At 65.0% G+C, this 15,223-nt stretch carries 13 protein-coding genes; 8 read left to right on the top strand and 5 right to left on the bottom strand.

The features are described from left to right. Positions 1–136 precede the first annotated feature (136 nt). From mnmG to I6F24_RS30825, 4 genes are all read left to right on the top strand, one after another. Positions 137–2,017, top strand: coding sequence for a tRNA uridine-5-carboxymethylaminomethyl(34) synthesis enzyme MnmG (gene mnmG, locus I6F24_RS30840; RefSeq protein ID WP_225151922.1), 1,881 nt, complete (start codon positions 137–139; stop codon positions 2,015–2,017). Between the two features lie 191 nt (positions 2,018–2,208). Further along, positions 2,209–2,814, top strand: a complete 606-nt coding sequence (rsmG, locus tag I6F24_RS30835; RefSeq protein WP_225152024.1) for a 16S rRNA (guanine(527)-N(7))-methyltransferase RsmG — start codon at positions 2,209–2,211, stop codon at positions 2,812–2,814. A gap of 27 nt (positions 2,815–2,841) precedes the next feature. Then, a complete protein-coding gene (locus I6F24_RS30830) occupies positions 2,842–3,708 on the top strand; it encodes a ParA family protein (RefSeq protein ID WP_025033064.1) in 867 nt (288 codons plus the stop codon). Between the two features lie 137 nt (positions 3,709–3,845). Then, positions 3,846–4,733, top strand: coding sequence for a ParB/RepB/Spo0J family partition protein (locus I6F24_RS30825; RefSeq protein WP_036003095.1), 888 nt, complete (start codon positions 3,846–3,848; stop codon positions 4,731–4,733). A 160-nt stretch (positions 4,734–4,893) separates the two neighbouring features. On the opposite strand, the gene holA is transcribed toward I6F24_RS30825, so the two are convergent. From holA to leuS, 3 genes are all read right to left on the bottom strand, one after another. Further along, complete coding sequence (gene holA, locus I6F24_RS30820) at positions 4,894–5,922, bottom strand: DNA polymerase III subunit delta (RefSeq protein WP_036024285.1); 1,029 nt, start codon at positions 5,920–5,922, stop codon at positions 4,894–4,896. Between the two features lie 65 nt (positions 5,923–5,987). Then, positions 5,988–6,539 carry an LPS assembly lipoprotein LptE gene (gene lptE / locus I6F24_RS30815; protein ID WP_036003091.1) on the bottom strand — a complete coding sequence of 184 codons (552 nt, stop codon included), beginning with the start codon at positions 6,537–6,539 and terminating at the stop codon, positions 5,988–5,990. Continuing rightward, positions 6,526–9,165, bottom strand: coding sequence for a leucine--tRNA ligase (gene leuS / locus I6F24_RS30810; protein WP_225151920.1), 2,640 nt, complete (start codon positions 9,163–9,165; stop codon positions 6,526–6,528). Before leuS ends, lptE begins: the two co-directional genes overlap by 14 nt. Before the next feature lie 256 nt (positions 9,166–9,421). Between leuS and I6F24_RS30805 the strand changes: the two genes are divergently transcribed. Next, on the top strand, positions 9,422–10,399 hold the full coding sequence (locus I6F24_RS30805) for a GGDEF domain-containing protein (RefSeq protein ID WP_225152023.1): 978 nt from the start codon (positions 9,422–9,424) through the stop codon (positions 10,397–10,399). A 169-nt stretch (positions 10,400–10,568) separates the two neighbouring features. Here I6F24_RS30805 and I6F24_RS30800 read toward each other — a convergent pair whose 3' ends face one another. After that, positions 10,569–12,272, bottom strand: coding sequence for a diguanylate cyclase (locus I6F24_RS30800; protein WP_225151918.1), 1,704 nt, complete (start codon positions 12,270–12,272; stop codon positions 10,569–10,571). A gap of 109 nt (positions 12,273–12,381) precedes the next feature. Between I6F24_RS30800 and I6F24_RS30795 the strand changes: the two genes are divergently transcribed. Further along, positions 12,382–13,071, top strand: a complete 690-nt coding sequence (locus I6F24_RS30795) for a YggS family pyridoxal phosphate-dependent enzyme (protein WP_225151916.1) — start codon at positions 12,382–12,384, stop codon at positions 13,069–13,071. 77 nt (positions 13,072–13,148) lie between these two features. On the opposite strand, the gene I6F24_RS30790 is transcribed toward I6F24_RS30795, so the two are convergent. Further along, positions 13,149–13,718 carry a L,D-transpeptidase family protein gene (locus I6F24_RS30790; RefSeq protein ID WP_036024277.1) on the bottom strand — a complete coding sequence of 190 codons (570 nt, stop codon included), beginning with the start codon at positions 13,716–13,718 and terminating at the stop codon, positions 13,149–13,151. A gap of 203 nt (positions 13,719–13,921) precedes the next feature. Here I6F24_RS30790 and I6F24_RS30785 point away from each other — a divergent pair, with 203 nt between their 5' ends. Both I6F24_RS30785 and I6F24_RS30780 read left to right on the top strand, forming a co-directional pair. Further along, a complete protein-coding gene (locus tag I6F24_RS30785; protein WP_008142830.1) occupies positions 13,922–14,608 on the top strand; it encodes a response regulator in 687 nt (228 codons plus the stop codon). A gap of 58 nt (positions 14,609–14,666) precedes the next feature. Further along, the gene (locus I6F24_RS30780; protein WP_025033074.1) at positions 14,667–15,110 is read left to right on the top strand and encodes a cyclic nucleotide-binding domain-containing protein; all 444 of its coding nucleotides are present in this window, start codon (positions 14,667–14,669) and stop codon (positions 15,108–15,110) included. The last annotated feature ends 113 nt before the right edge of the window (positions 15,111–15,223 follow it).

Raw genomic sequence — 15,223 nt, 5'->3', positions numbered from 1 at the left:
TCAATGCCCCTCCTACTGTGCATGGGGTTGTTTTCGCGAAAGTGCTGCCGCCCTGGGCCCGCGCTTGTTTCACGTGAAACACGGCCCGCAGAGTTTCTACTTCCGGCTTTCTCGCCGCTAAGCTAGAAGTCCGTCCATGCGAACAGAGCGAGAGAGCTTCGACGTCATCGTCATCGGCGGCGGTCACGCCGGCTGTGAGGCCGCGGCTGCTTCTGCCCGGATGGGTGCGACGACCGCTCTGGTAACGCACCGTTTCTCGACCGTTGGCGCGATGTCCTGCAATCCCGCCATCGGCGGGCTCGGCAAAGGGCATCTGGTCCGCGAGGTCGATGCGCTCGACGGCCTGATGGGCCGTGTGGGCGATGCCGGCGGCATTCAGTTTCGCGTTCTTAATCGTCGGAAAGGTCCGGCCGTCCGCGGTCCGCGGGCCCAGGCCGACCGCAAGCTCTACGCGGCGGCGATGCAGGCCGCGATCCGCCAGACCGAAGGTCTTTCCGTCATCGAGGGCGAAGCCGACGGGCTGGTCGTAGTCGATGGCCGGGTGACCGGGCTTCGCCTGGCCGACGGCCGGGAGCTGCGGGCAGGGGCCGTTGTCGTGACCACCGGCACCTTCCTCCGCGGTCTCATCCATCTCGGCGAGAAGAACTGGCCCGCCGGACGCGTCGGCGAGGCGCCTGCGATGGGCCTTTCCAGCTCCTTCGAGCGCGCCGGCTTCACTCTTGGACGTCTCAAGACCGGGACGCCGCCGCGTCTCGACGGCACCACCATCGACTGGTCCGCAGTCGAGATGCAGCCCGGCGACGAGCCGCCGGAGCCGTTCTCGGTGATGACCGAGCGGATCACGACGCCGCAGATCCAGTGCGGGATCACCCGGACCACGTCCGCGACCCATGAGGTGATCCGGGCCAATGTCCATCGCTCCCCGATGTACTCCGGCCAGATCAAGAGCTCTGGTCCACGCTATTGCCCCTCGATCGAGGACAAGATCGTCCGCTTCGGCGACCGCGACGGTCACCAGATCTTTCTGGAGCCGGAAGGGCTCGACGACACGACCGTCTATCCCAACGGCATCTCGACCTCGCTCCCCGAAGAGGTCCAGCTCGCGATCCTCGCCAGCATCCCCGGCCTGGAGCGGGTGAGGATGGTCCGTCCCGGCTACGCCATCGAATACGACCACATCGATCCCCGCGAGCTCGATCCGACCCTCCAGACCAAGCGTCTGCGCGGTCTCTTCCTGGCCGGGCAGATCAATGGCACCACCGGATATGAGGAAGCCGCCGGGCAGGGCATTGTCGCCGGCCTGAATGCCGCGCTCTCCGCCAGCGGTGCCGCGCTCTCAGTGTTCGACCGTGCCGACGGCTATCTCGGTGTGATGATCGACGACCTCGTCACCCGCGGGATCAGCGAGCCCTATCGCATGTTCACCTCCAGGGCCGAGTACCGGCTGACCCTGCGGGCCGACAATGCCGACCAGCGTCTGACCGAGAAAGGGATCGCTCTGGGATGTGTCGGCAGCGCCCGGATCAGGCATCATCGCGCCAAGATGGACGCCCTGAACGCTGCCCGGACGTTGTCGCAGTCCCTGACCATCACCCCGAACGAAGCCATCAAGCACGGGCTGTCGCTGAACCGGGACGGCCAACGCCGCTCGGCGTTCGAGCTGATGGCCTATCCGGAGATCGGCTGGAGCCAGGTCCGCGCGATCTGGCCTGAGCTGTCGGCCATCGATCCCGTCATCGCGACCCATCTTGAGATCGACGCCAAGTACGACGTCTACCTGGAGCGCCAGAGCGCCGACGTCGAAGCCTTCCGGCGCGACGAGGGCATGGTGCTGGCGGATGTCGATTACCAGCTCGTGCCCGGTCTCTCCAATGAAGTGCGCGCCAAGCTGGAGAAGGCACGACCGTTCACCGTCGGCCAGGCCGGCCGGATCGACGGGATGACGCCGGCGGCGCTCGGCATTCTCGCGGCCTATCTCCGCCGCGAGGCACGGAAGACTTCCAAAGCAATCGCATAAAGCCAATCGCATAGGCGTTTCACGTGAAACAGCGCGGATCGGGCGGAGATCGACCGCCATCGCGAAGACCCGGAGCGGGTGAGGGCGCCGGGCGGCGAAGTGAACCTGGAGTGGCCAGCCCGAAGATCAGCAAGGCCGCGGCCAACGACAAGGTGCTCGATTCGATCATCGCCGCTGACAAGACCGCCGCTATGAAGCTCGCTCCCGTTTCACGTGAAACCGAGGAGCGGCTTGATCGCTACATCGCGCTACTCCGGGAGTGGCAGGCCAAGACCAATCTCGTCGCGCCATCGACTTTGCCAAACCTCTGGACCCGGCACATCGCTGACTCGCTCCAGCTCGTCGATCTCGCACCGGCTGCAAAACGGTGGGCTGATCTCGGGAGCGGCGGCGGATTTCCCGGCGTCGTGCTCGCCTGCGCCATGGCCGGCACGCCTGGCGCGAGCGTCCATCTGGTCGAGCGAATCGCCAAGAAGGCCGCTTTTTTGCGCGAAGCGATCCGCGTCACCACATCTCCGGGAGTCGTACATCTCGCTGAGATCGGGGATAATGTGGATAGAATCACCGGCCCCGTCGATTGCGTCACCGCGCGTGCGCTGGCTCCGCTACATCAACTCATCGGCTTTGCGGAGCCGATGATGCGCCAGGGCGCAAAAGCGTTGTTTCCCAAGGGTCAAGATGTAGAGGCTGAATTGACCGAAGCCGCTAAATATTGGAATATTCGGCCGCAGCTCCACCAAAGCCGCACGGGCGACGGCTGGATCGTGGAGCTCAATGCCGCCGAACGGCGCAGCTGAGGCGTTGAGGGTGAGTGGGGAATTGCGATGAGCGTGATTGACGAACCGCAGCAAGAACAGACGGCCCAAAAGACCGACGAGGTCCCCCACGGCCATCCGCGCATCCTCGCGCTGGCGAATCAAAAGGGCGGGGTGGGGAAAACAACCACAGCGATCAACTTGGGCACGGCGCTCGCGGCGATCGGGGAGCGCGTCCTGATCGTCGATCTCGATCCCCAGGGCAACGCCTCGACCGGCCTCGGCATCGATCGCCGCAACCGCTCCTGCTCGACATACGACGTGCTGATCGGCGAAGCCGCCTTGCGCGAGGCGGTGGTCTCGACCGCGGTGCCGCGGCTGCACATCGCACCATCGACCATGGATCTCTCCGGCCTCGAGCTCGAGCTCGGCACCACGCCCGGCCGCGCCTTCAAGTTGCGCGACGCGATCGGCGCACTCAACAACAACGTCTCGCCGGACGCCGACTACACCTACGTGCTGATCGACTGCCCGCCCTCGCTCAACCTGCTCACGGTCAACGCGATGGCGGCCTCGGATGCGATCCTGGTGCCGCTGCAATGCGAGTTCTTCGCGCTCGAAGGTCTGTCGCAATTGTTGCAGACCGTGGAGCAGGTGCGCTCGACACTCAATCCGAACCTGTCGATCCACGGCATCGTGCTGACCATGTTCGACTCGCGCAACAACCTGTCGAACCAGGTCGTCGCCGACGTCCGCCAGTTCATGGGCGAGAAGGTCTACAAGACCATGATCCCGCGCAACGTGCGCATCTCGGAAGCGCCGTCCTACGGCAAGCCGGTGCTGGTCTACGACCTCAAATGCGTCGGCAGCGAAGCTTACTTGCGCCTCGCCACCGAAGTGATCCAGCGCGAGCGCGAGTTGCGCACCACGCATTGACAATGCCGTAGGGTGGGCAAAGGCGTCTTCGCCGTGCCCACCGTCTTCCGCACACAATCGGTGGGCACGCTTCGCTTTACCCACCCTACGATAATTCAGTTCTGGAGTGCTGCACCGTGAATCCAAGGGAGTTGGCGATGGCCGACGAAGCGCGTTCGCGACTGGGCCGGGGTCTTGCAAGTCTGATCGGTGACGTCGGCGGCGAGGCTCAGCATGTCGATCGTCCGCGCGCGCAGCGCAAGGTGCCGATCGAATTCATCAAGGCCAATCCGCGCAACCCGCGCCGCACCTTTTCGGACACCGAGCTGAAGGAGCTCTCGGAGTCCATCAAGCAGCATGGCGTGATCCAGCCGATCGTGGTGCGTCCGGTGAAAGGCGCGCAGGATCGCTACGAGATCATTGCCGGCGAACGGCGTTGGCGCGCCTCGCAGATGGCCGGCCTGCATGAAGTGCCGATCGTGCCCGTCGACATCAGCGACAGCGATGCGCTGGAGTTCGCGATCGTCGAGAACGTGCAGCGCGAGGACCTCAACCCGATGGAAGAGGCGCAGGGCTATCATGCGCTCGCCAACGAGTTCAAACGCAGCCAGGAGGACATCGCCAAGGTCGTCGGCAAGAGCCGCAGTCACGTCGCCAACATGATGCGGCTGACCAAGCTGCCGGCGGAAGTGCAGGCCTTCATCGCGACCGGCGAGCTGACGGCCGGCCACGCCCGCGCGCTGATCGGCGTGCCCGATCCACTCGCCGCCGCCAAGCGCATCGTCGAGGAAGGTCTCAACGTCCGCCAGGCCGAGGCGCTTGCGCATGAAGAGGGCGTGCCGGAGCGCAAGCCGCAGAAGGCGCGCGCCAGCGGGGGCAAGGAGAAGGACCCCGACACGATCGATCTGGAGAAGCGCGTCAGCGACGCGCTCGGACTCAAGGTCACCGTCAATCACCGCGATCCCGGCGGCTCCGTGCAGATCAACTACCGCAACCTCGATCAGCTCGACGAGGTGATGAAGCGGCTGGCCAAGGGCGCGCTGTAGAGCCATTTTCACGCCACTCTCTCCACGCGTCATTGCGAGGAGCTCGCGACAAAATTGCGAAGCAATTTTGTGCTGAAGCGACGAAGCAATCCAGAATCTTTCCGCGTAGGGAATCTGGATTGCTTCGCTGCGCTCGCAATGACGTGGAGAGAGCGGAGGTCTAGCCCCGCCGTTTCGCATTCGCGGCGATCGCCATCAGCGCGCGTTGGGCGATGGCGGCGGCGAGGGTGGACTGCTTGCGCGTGTCGAGGGCGGCGGTCGCCAGCTGCTCGATCACAGCGGCGAGCCGCGCCGGGCTGAAATTGCGCAGCGCAGTTTCGACCGCGGGCTTTCGTGAAAAATGCAGGCGCGGAAAGCCGCCGTCGAGCACGGCGGAGGCAGGCGTGCCGTCGGCAATCGCCAGCGCGGATTTGTGCAGCCACGCGGCCTGGCGCTGCGCGGCCGAGATGATCACGCCGGGATAGGTCCCGGCGATCATTGCCTTTGCAAACTCGGTCTCGACGATGTCGGGCCGCCCGGCGAAGGCACCGTCGACGATCGGATCGAGCTTCAGCTCCGAGGCATCGGCGACCACGGCCATGACGTCATCCAGCGTGACCTCGCCCTTGCCATGGGCGTAGAGCGTCAGCTTGCGCAGCTCGTTGCGCGAGGCCTGGCGGTCGCCGCCGAGGAACGACATCAGCGCCGCGCGGGCGTCCGGCGCAATGCGCAAATTCGCGATCCGCAGCTCGTCGTCCATCAGCTTGGCAAGATCGCGCTCGGTGTCGGGATAACAGCCGATCGCCACGGCGGTCTTGGCTTTCTCGCAGGTCTTGCGCAGCGGCGATTCCGGGCGGAGCTCGCCGGCCTCGATCACGATGCGGCAATCCTTCACGTTCATCTCGGCCAGAGTTTCGATGCCGGAGGCAAAGCTGCGCGAGCCGGCGCGAACGCGGATGGCGCGTCGGCCGCCGAACAGCGGCACCGTCATGGCCTCGTCGACCAGGCGCGACGGCTCGGCGGAGAGCTCGTCACCGTCGAGCTTGACCAGCGAGAACGGATCGTTGGGATCGTCGACGCCGGACGCGATCAACGCGTCGGCGCGCTCGCGCACGAGGCCGGCATCGGGACCGTAGAGCAGGATGATCGGACGGCCCGCATCGGGGCGGGCGAGGAAGGCGTCGATCTCTTTTCCGCGCAGTGCGACCATATCGTCCGATACTCGTCATTCCGGAATGCCTCGTCAGAAGGCGAACCCGGAATGACGGAAGCGTATTACGTTCCCGCGGTGAAGAACGAGGCGAGCCGGGTGGTGATGTTCTCGGCGATCTCGTTGGCGGCCCGGTCTTCGGCATCGCGCACGGCGCGGGTGCGCGAGAAGCGCTGATAGGACCCCGGCATGTCATAGGACACGCGCGAGAAGGTCGAGCCGGTCATCACAGACTTGCCGGTTACGACTTCGACCAGATTGTACTGGGCGTCGATGCCGAGATTTTCGCTGGTCGGCAATCCCGTTGCGGAGCTGACGATCAGGGAGGAGCGGCTGGTGGTGAAGCGGATGTCGAGCCGGTGGGTCGGCGGCATGCCCGTCGCCGTGCCGTAAAGCTTGAAGGCCAGCGCGTTGCGGATTTCGACGCCGACGCGGGCCTCGCGGGAAGCATTGGGCTTGTTGATCGGGGGCAGCTCGACCCCCATCAGCTTCTCGCGCAGGCCCGGGGTGCCGTCGCTGCGCTCGGCATACATCGGCTGGAAGCAGCCGGCCGTCAGCGCCGCCAGCGCGGCAACTGCCAGCAAGCGGGCTGCGATACGGGTCCTAGCCGACAACATTCACGATCCTCTTGGGAACGATGATCACCTTGCGGACGGGCTTGCCGTCCAGGGCCAGCTTTACCGCATCGAGGGCCAAAACGGCAGCCTCGATTTCCGGATTTTGGGCCGCTGTTGCAACTGTGACCTCACCTCGCTTCTTGCCGTTGACCTGCACCACCAGGGTCACGCTGTCTTCAACCAGCAAATCGCGTTCGATTTGCGGCCAATCGGCCTCCGAAACCAGCCCCTTTCGGCCAAGACCATTCTCAAAAAGCACCTGCCAGCACTCCTCGGCGAGGTGCGGCATCATCGGCGAGAACAGCTGGACCAGGATCTGGCTGGCCTCCTGGATCGCCCAGGCGAGGTCCGGGGCAGGTTGGCCAGGGCGCTGGAGCACCTCCGAGAAGGCATTGGTGAATTCGCGGATATGGGCGAGGCAAACGTTGAAGTGCAGCCGCTCGATGCCGGCGGTGACCTTGTCCAGCGCGCCGTGGGCGGCCTTGCGCAAGGCGGTGGCGTCCGGGCCGAAGCTGGCCGGCCGGGCTGCCGGCGCAGCCTTGCCGAGGGTGGCGGCATCGTTCACCAGCCGCCACAGCCGCTGCACGAAGCGCGAGGCACCCTGGACGCGCTCGTCGCTCCAGATCACGTCGCGGTCGGGCGGGGAGTCCGACAGCATGAACCAGCGGGCGACGTCGGCGCCATAGGTCTCGATGATGTCGTCGGGGTCGACCGTGTTCTTCTTCGACTTGGACATCTTCTCGATCGGGCCGATCGCGATGTCTTCGCCCGTCGTCAGCAGCGTGGCGCGGCGTCCGTTGCCGCCGACCTCGACCTTCACCTCGGCCGGCTGCACATAGCTGCCGTCGGCCTTCTGGTAGGTCTCGTGCACCACCATGCCTTGCGTGAACATGCCGGCGAACGGCTCGTCCAGCGCGATATGCCCGGTCGCTTTCATCGCGCGGGTGAAGAAGCGGCTGTAGAGCAGATGCAGGATCGCGTGCTCGACGCCGCCGATATATTGGTCGACCGGCAGCATGCGGTTGGCGACCGCAGGCGTGGTCGGCGAAGCCTCGTTCCAGGGATCGGTGAAGCGCGCAAAGTACCAGGACGAGTCCACGAACGTGTCCATGGTGTCGGTTTCGCGCTGCGCCTTACCGCCGCATTGCGGGCAGGTGACGTGCTTCCAGGTCGGATGATGATCGAGTGCGTTGCCCGGCTTGTCGAAGGTCGCATCGTCCGGCAGCTTCACGGGCAGGTCGGCATCCGGCACCGGCACCACGTCGCATTTCGGACAGTGAATGACGGGAATCGGGCAGCCCCAATAGCGCTGGCGCGAAATGCCCCAGTCGCGCAGACGGAAATTCACCTGGCGCTCGCCGACCGGCGCGTTGCCGCGCAGCTCCGTCTCGAGCCGCTTCGCCACCTCTTCCTTCGCCTGCTCGATGGTCATGCCGTCGAGGAAGCGCGAATTGATCATGCGGCCGTCGCCGTCATAAGCGGTGTCGGTGATGACGAAGCTCTTCGGGTCCTGGCCTTCCGGGCATACGACGGGCGTGTTGCCGAGAGCGTACTTGTTGACGAAGTCGAGGTCGCGCTGATCGTGCGCCGGGCAGCCGAAGATGGCGCCGGTGCCGTATTCCATCAGCACGAAATTGGCGACATAGACCGGCAGCTTCCAGGAGGGATCGAACGGGTGCACCGCGCGGATGCCGGTGTCGAAACCCTGCTTCTCCGCGGTGTCGATGATCTCCTGCGCGGTGCCGATCTTCTTGATCTCGGCAACGAACGCCGCAAGCTCAGGGTTCTTTGCGGCGGCGGCCTGTGCCAGCGGATGATCCGCCGAGATCGCCATGAACTTGGCGCCGAACAGCGTATCCGGCCGCGTCGTGAAGATCTTCAGCTCGCTCTCGCCGGCCGGCGTCGTCGCCGCATCCAGCGCGAAGCGGATCAACAAGCCCTCGGAGCGGCCGATCCAGTTGCGCTGCATCAGGCGCACCTTGTCGGGCCAGCGGTCCAGCCCGTCGAGCGCCGACAGCAGCTCCTGCGAGTACTTCGTGATCTTGAAGACCCACTGGTTCATCTCGCGCTGCTCGACAACGGCGCCCGAGCGCCAGCCGCGGCCGTCGATCACCTGCTCGTTGGCGAGCACGGTCATGTCGACGGGGTCCCAGTTCACCTTGCGCTTCTCGCGCTCGGCAAGCCCTGCGCGCAGGAAATCCAGGAACATCTTCTGCTGGTGCTTGTAGTAGGAGGGGTCGCAGGTCGCGATCTCCCTGGACCAGTCCAGCGACAGCCCGATCGAGCGGAGCTGCTTCTTCATCGCGGCGATGTTGTCGTAGGTCCAGGCCTTCGGCGCCACCTTGCGCTCGATCGCGGCGTTCTCGGCCGGCAGGCCGAAGGCGTCCCAGCCCATCGGATGCAGCACGTTGAACCCCTTGGCGCGCATGAAGCGGGCCAGCACGTCGCCGAGCGTGTAATTCCGGACATGGCCGATATGGATGCGCCCGGACGGGTAGGGGAACATCTCGAGCACGTAATATTTCGGCCGCGGATCGTCGTTTTTGGAGACGAAGATCGCCTGCTCGTCCCAGAGGCGTTGCCAGCGCGGTTCGGCGTCGCGGGCGTTATAGCGTTCGGAGGTCATGGAATCGTTGGGTTTTCGTGGTTCGGCCGTCTCAAGACGGCGGACTAGGCCATAGAAGCCCTTAAGGGGTCAATGGGTTGCCGCGTTTTGGAACTTTGACCCCTCCGCATAACTACGAGGGTCCGCGTTGGGGTGTGATTAAGGCGTCGATGCCAAGTTGCAGCCCGACAAGGCCGCGTTACCGCACATGGATTCCAGCTTCGACGATCCCGATTACGACTATGCCGCGTCCGTCGCCGGGCGGGCAATGCGGAGCATGGCCGAACAGCGGATTGCACCGACCCCGGCCAACTTTGCCGTCTGGTTCCAGTATTTGGCGGGCAGCCATGACGATCTGCGCAACGCGATCGATCTCCTGATCGACCACAATCGTCCCTTCGACGCCCAAACCAATCAGGATCTGTTCGAGACCTACGTCGCGCCGCAGGTGAGTGCCGTCGTGGTCGACACCTCCGAGCGGCTGCAGGCGCTGATGGGGACGGCGAAGGAGTTTCTGACGACGGCGATCGCCGACAATCATTCGCAGATGCAGGTCATCAGCCAGGTGGCCGACCAGGGCAAGGCCGGCGTCGATCCAAAGCTGCTGGTGGCCCAGCTCATGAACGAGCTGGCGCGGGCGGCCACGCGGGCGACGCGGCTGGAGGCAGGCTTTGCGGAAAAGACCCGCGAACTCGACGTGATCCGCGATTCGCTGTCGCGGTCCGAGCAGCGCGCCCGGACCGACACGCTGACCGGGCTGGCGAACCGGCGGGCCCTCGACGAATTCCTGCGCAAGGCGCAGACGACGGCGGAATGGGGCGAGCCGCTCAGCGTGCTGATGCTCGACATCGACCACTTCAAGTCGTTCAACGACAATTTCGGCCACGGTGTCGGCGACCAGGTGCTGCGCCTGATGGCCAAGGTCCTGCGCGAGAAGGTTCGCGCGCAAGATCTGCCGGCCCGCTATGGCGGCGAGGAGCTGATCGCGGTGCTGCCGGACGCCGATCTCGCCGCTTGCGCCGAGATCGCCGAACGCATCAGGCGCGCGATCGCAGATTGCACGCTCACGCGTCGCTCGACCGGCGAGACCCTGCCCGGCATCAGCGTGTCGATCGGCGTTGCGCAATTCCGGGTCGGCGAGGCGATCACGGATCTGATCGAACGCTGCGACCGTGCGCTCTATCTCGCCAAGGGCGGCGGCCGCAATCGTGTGGTGACGGAGATCGAGCTCGATCGCGCCGGCGCTGCGGGCTAGCGGTCAGCGACGGTATGCTCCCTCGCCCCGCTTGCGGCAGGGCAATCGCATTTGAATTTTCGAGAGGCGTCAAGCTCGGCCATGACGACGTGGAGATAGTCGGTGCCCATGGCCCACATCTCATACGCGATAGCCTGCCGCAAGCGGGGCGAGGTGAAGAACCAGCGCTTTAGGCGCTCGCCACCATCATTATCTCGGCCGTGCCGGTCGCGATCGCCTGCACGCCGTGCTCGACGACATTGTTGCGGCCACGATGCTTGGCGGCGTAGAGCGCGGCGTCGGCGGCTTCGATCAGGTCGCCGGGACGCAAGGATTCGCTCGGCTTGGTCGCGGCGACGCCGATCGAGACCGTGACGATCATGTGGTTCGAGGTGATGTGAGGCAGGCAGAGCCTCAGCACGGCCGAACGCACCTGCTCGCCGATCGCGACGGCGCGCGTCACGTCGGTGTTCGGCAGCAGCAGGCAGAACTCCTCGCCGCCGTAGCGGGCCGCGAAGCCCATCGTGTCGGCGGCGATGCCGGACAGTGATTCGCCGAGCCGCGTCAGGCAGGAATCGCCTTCGAGATGGCCGTAGGTGTCGTTGAACAGCTTGAAATGGTCGACGTCGATCATCAGAAGCGCCAGCTCGCTGCCATATTGCTGCGCGCGCATCCATTCGAAATCCAGCCGGCTCTGGAAGCCGCGGCGGTTGGCGAGACCGGACAGCATGTCGATCGACGCCATCACCGTCAGGCGGTCGTTGCTTGCGATCAGCTCGCGCTCGCGCTGGCTCAGCTGCGCGGCCATCGCGTTGAATGCGCGGGCCAGCGGCACGAACTCGGCGGGCAGGCGATTGCGCGCGGCGCGCGCCGACAGGTCGCCCTCGCCGAGCCGCTTGGCCATGTCGGCGAGCATCTCGATCGGCTTGATCACGAGCTTTTCGGCGGCGATCAGCGCGCCGAGCAGGACGAACATGAGCACGAAGGCGAGCTGCAGATAGGCGGTGCGGATGTCGCGGCTGACCGCTGCGGATACCTTGTCTTCGTCGATGCTGGCGATCAGGCGGGCATTGGTGCCGGCGATGCGGATATAGCTGACCGCGCGGCGGGAGCCGTCGGCGGCGAGAAAGGACAGCGAACCCTCATCCTGATCAGAGCGCAGCGCCTTGTCGGCGATCGCGGACATCAGCGGCATGTTGTCGAGCGGACGGCCGACCGCGCTGTGCTGATCGGCCGGGGCCGCCAGCACGGTGCCCGCGCTGTCGACCAGCACCGCAGTGATGCCGGCGCGACCGCCCAGATTGTTCATGACCTTCGACATCCAGTCGAGATTGACGGTGGCGAGCACGACGGCATCGGCCACACCGCTGAAGGCGGAGACCGGATAGACCGCCATCACCGTTGGCGACGGTACCGGTCGCGACATGATGAAGTCGCTCAGCACGAAGCGGCCGGTTTCCTGGGCCTGCTGGAAGTACGGTCGGTCACTGAGATCGAGGCCAACATACATGTTGTTGGTGGCGCATTGGATGCGGCCGTCCTGGCCGGCGATCAGAAGCGTGCGGATCCAGGGCAGGCTCGACGGCAGGCTCGCGCGCAGCACGTCGCAGCTCTTGCTGATGCCGCCGGCGGAGGCGCGGATGAAGGCCTCCGATTTCAGAATGGTCTCGACCGACGAGATCACCTGGCGCTGCGCATCGGCGCTGTGCCTCGCCACCGTGGTGAATTCAGCCGCGGCCTGCGCAACTTGCCGCGCGCGCGTGTCTTCGAGGGAACGGATGCGCTCGATCATCAAGGGCGTCACGAGAATCACCGCGAGCAACGCAAGCCGCGCCCGGATACCGAGAACCTGCTTGAGTTTCGCGCGCTTGCGGTTGAGACTGACGCTTGCCATTTTCGCTACCCACCCCGCGGGCTAAGGTAAAGCGAAGGGTTCAAAAACTGTTTCTTGAACTCGGTAAAATTGGACCTAACTCGGGCTAAGGTCACAACCAAGAGACGTCATGACGGAAGCCAACGTCGCGCCGGTCACCGGCCATTCACTAAACGCGCTCGCCGCGGTCGAAGCCGAAATTGCACGCGCCTGCAGGGACGCGCAGCGTGACCGCGCCTCGGTCACGCTGATCGCCGTGTCCAAGACGTTCGCAGCGGATGCAATTATCCCGGTTATCGCCGCAGGACAGCGCGTATTTGGCGAGAATCGGGTGCAGGAGGCCAAAGCCAAGTGGCCGGCGTTAACGTCTGCTTACCCCGATATCGCGCTGCATCTGATCGGGCCGCTGCAATCCAACAAGGCGAAAGAGGCGGTTGCGCTGTTCGACGCCATCCATTCGGTCGACCGTCCGAGCATTTGCCAAGCGTTAGCCAAGGAAATCGAATCCCAGAACAGGCACCCGCAGCTGTTCGTCCAGATCAACACCGGCGAGGAGCCGCAGAAGGCCGGGATTGCCCCGGGCGAGGCCGATGCCTTCATTGCAAGCTGCCGCGACACCTACGGGCTGACGATCTCCGGATTGATGTGCATCCCGCCGGTCGACGAGCCGCCCGCCGCGCACTTTGCGCTCACCGCCAAGATCGCCGCGCGCAATGGCTTGACGAATCTCTCGATGGGCATGAGCGCCGATTTCGCGACCGCCATCATGCTCGGCGCCACCCATGTGCGCGTCGGCAGCGCGATCTTCGGTCATCGTTAGTTGCCGTTGGCGAGGGAGGATGCCGCCCGAACGCTGTCAATATCGTCGCAAGGGCCTCGCAATGACGGCGGTGTGCCTCACCCGATGATGATCTTTGTGCGCGGGCCCAGGCGCCGCAGCAATTGCAGCATGGCGGATTTCGTCATGGAGACGCAGCCGGCGGTCGGGCCGAAATTGTCGCGGGCAAGGTGCAGGAACACCGCGCTGCCGCGGCCGGCGATGCGGGGTCGGGTGTTGTGGTCGATCTCGATGATGAAGTCGTAGAGATGGTCGGCGCGCTGGAGCCGGTCGCCGCCCTGCCCCTCGCCGAGCCGGATGCTCTGGTTGTAGCGGCGGTCCCGCGGATCCTCGCACCAGGCGTCCACGCCGGTGATCATCCGGGCCGGCAGGAACGTCCGGGGACGGCTGTGCCGGTCGCCCCGCCACCACAATTGCCTGGGCCGGAAGCTGCCTCTGGGGGTGCCGCCATCGCCCTCGCGCTTGTTGGCGAGAATGCCGCCTCGCCCCAGCGCAACCGGAATGGTCAGCGCTCCCGCCGTCAGCCAGCCTCGGCGCGGATTGCCGGCAGCAGGCTTAACGCGGATCGCCGAGAGCGGCCCGGGGCCTCGATTCCTGATGTAACCGACTGAAGCTGCTTTGTTTTTCATGTGAACGTGCAATGTCGAATTCATTACAGGACATTCATCAAAACGTCCTGCTATTCTGAGTTAGAGTGCTTCTGGCTTGTGAATCGGTAACAGCCCACTACTTCAACACGAACAACAATAATCACGGCGACCTTAAACTTCCCCTCGCGGCTGGGTGCGGCATGGATGTGCCGCCGAGCCGGACCCCAAAAGGATGACCCCCCATGGCCAATGCCCGCAAGATCCTGATCGTGGATGACGATACCGATCTGCGCGACACGTTGGTGGAGCAATTATCGCTACACGAAGAATTCGAAGCCTCTGCGGTCGATACCGGCGCCAAGGGCGCCAGCGCCGCGAAGGCCAATTCCCCCGATCTGGTTCTGATGGATGTCGGCCTGCCCGACACCGACGGCCGCGAGGTTGTCCGCTCGCTGCGGAAGGGCGGCTTCAAGGCCCCGATCATCATGCTGACCGGGCACGACACCGATTCCGACACGATCCTGGGCCTGGAATCCGGCGCCAACGACTATGTGGCAAAGCCCTTCCGTTTCGCGGTGCTGCTGGCGCGCATCCGCGCCCAGCTCCGTCAGCATGAAGCCAGCGAGGACGCGGTGTTCTCGGTCGGACCCTACTCCTTCCGTCCCGGCTCGAAGATGCTCACCGCGGCCAATGCCCGCAAGGTCCGCCTCACCGAGAAGGAAACCGCAATTCTCCGCTTCCTCTACCGGGCCGGCCAGATGCCGGTGTCGCGCGAGACCCTGCTCCAGGAGGTTTGGGGCTATAATTCCGGCGTCACCACGCACACGCTGGAAACCCACATCTACCGCCTCCGCCAGAAGATCGAGAAGGACGCCGCCAACCCGGAGATCCTGGTGACGGAAGCCGGTGGCTACAAGCTGGTGCCGTGATACGCTTCGATGGCGTGCGAATCGTTTTAGATCGCACGCCTTCGAGCCTCGGACCTGAATGTCAATCGACGATGATGTAGCGCTTCTCGAGCGTGTCCCGACACTGCGCCTGTTGGGAGACGCCTCGTTGCGCATGCTGGCGATCGGCTCGGAGCAGCGTGATTTCGTCCGCGGCGACGTGCTGTTCAATCTCGGCGACGACGCCGACGCCGGCTTCGTGGTCCAGCGCGGCGCCTTCCGGGTTGAAGACGGCGCCGGCGCCGAAATGATCGCCGGTCCCGGCGCGTTGATCGGCGAGCTCGCGCTGGTGGTGCCGATGAAGCGGCCGTCGAGCGCGGTCGCGCTGGAGCATTCCTCCGTCATCCGCGTCGCCCGCAGCCTGTTCCAGCGCGTGCTCGAAAGCGATCCCGCTGCGGCGGTGCGCCTGCGCGACGAGTTCGCGGTGCGCTCCAGCCAGATCGCCAGCGATATTTTGATGGCGGGTGCGAAGCTGACGTCGTAGCTCTCTCCACTCGTCATTCCGGGGCGCGACGAAGTCGCGAACTATGGTGCGCAATTGCGCACTTGAGAATCCATTGAGCGGCAGAGTCAGTTGATGAATGGATTCCGGGCTCG

Source organism: Bradyrhizobium sp. BRP23 (assembly GCF_020194135.1).
Lineage (GTDB): Bacteria > Pseudomonadota > Alphaproteobacteria > Rhizobiales > Xanthobacteraceae > Bradyrhizobium > Bradyrhizobium yuanmingense.
The sequence above is the reverse complement of the archived record's forward strand: the minus strand, read 5'-3'. Positions and strand labels throughout refer to the sequence as shown.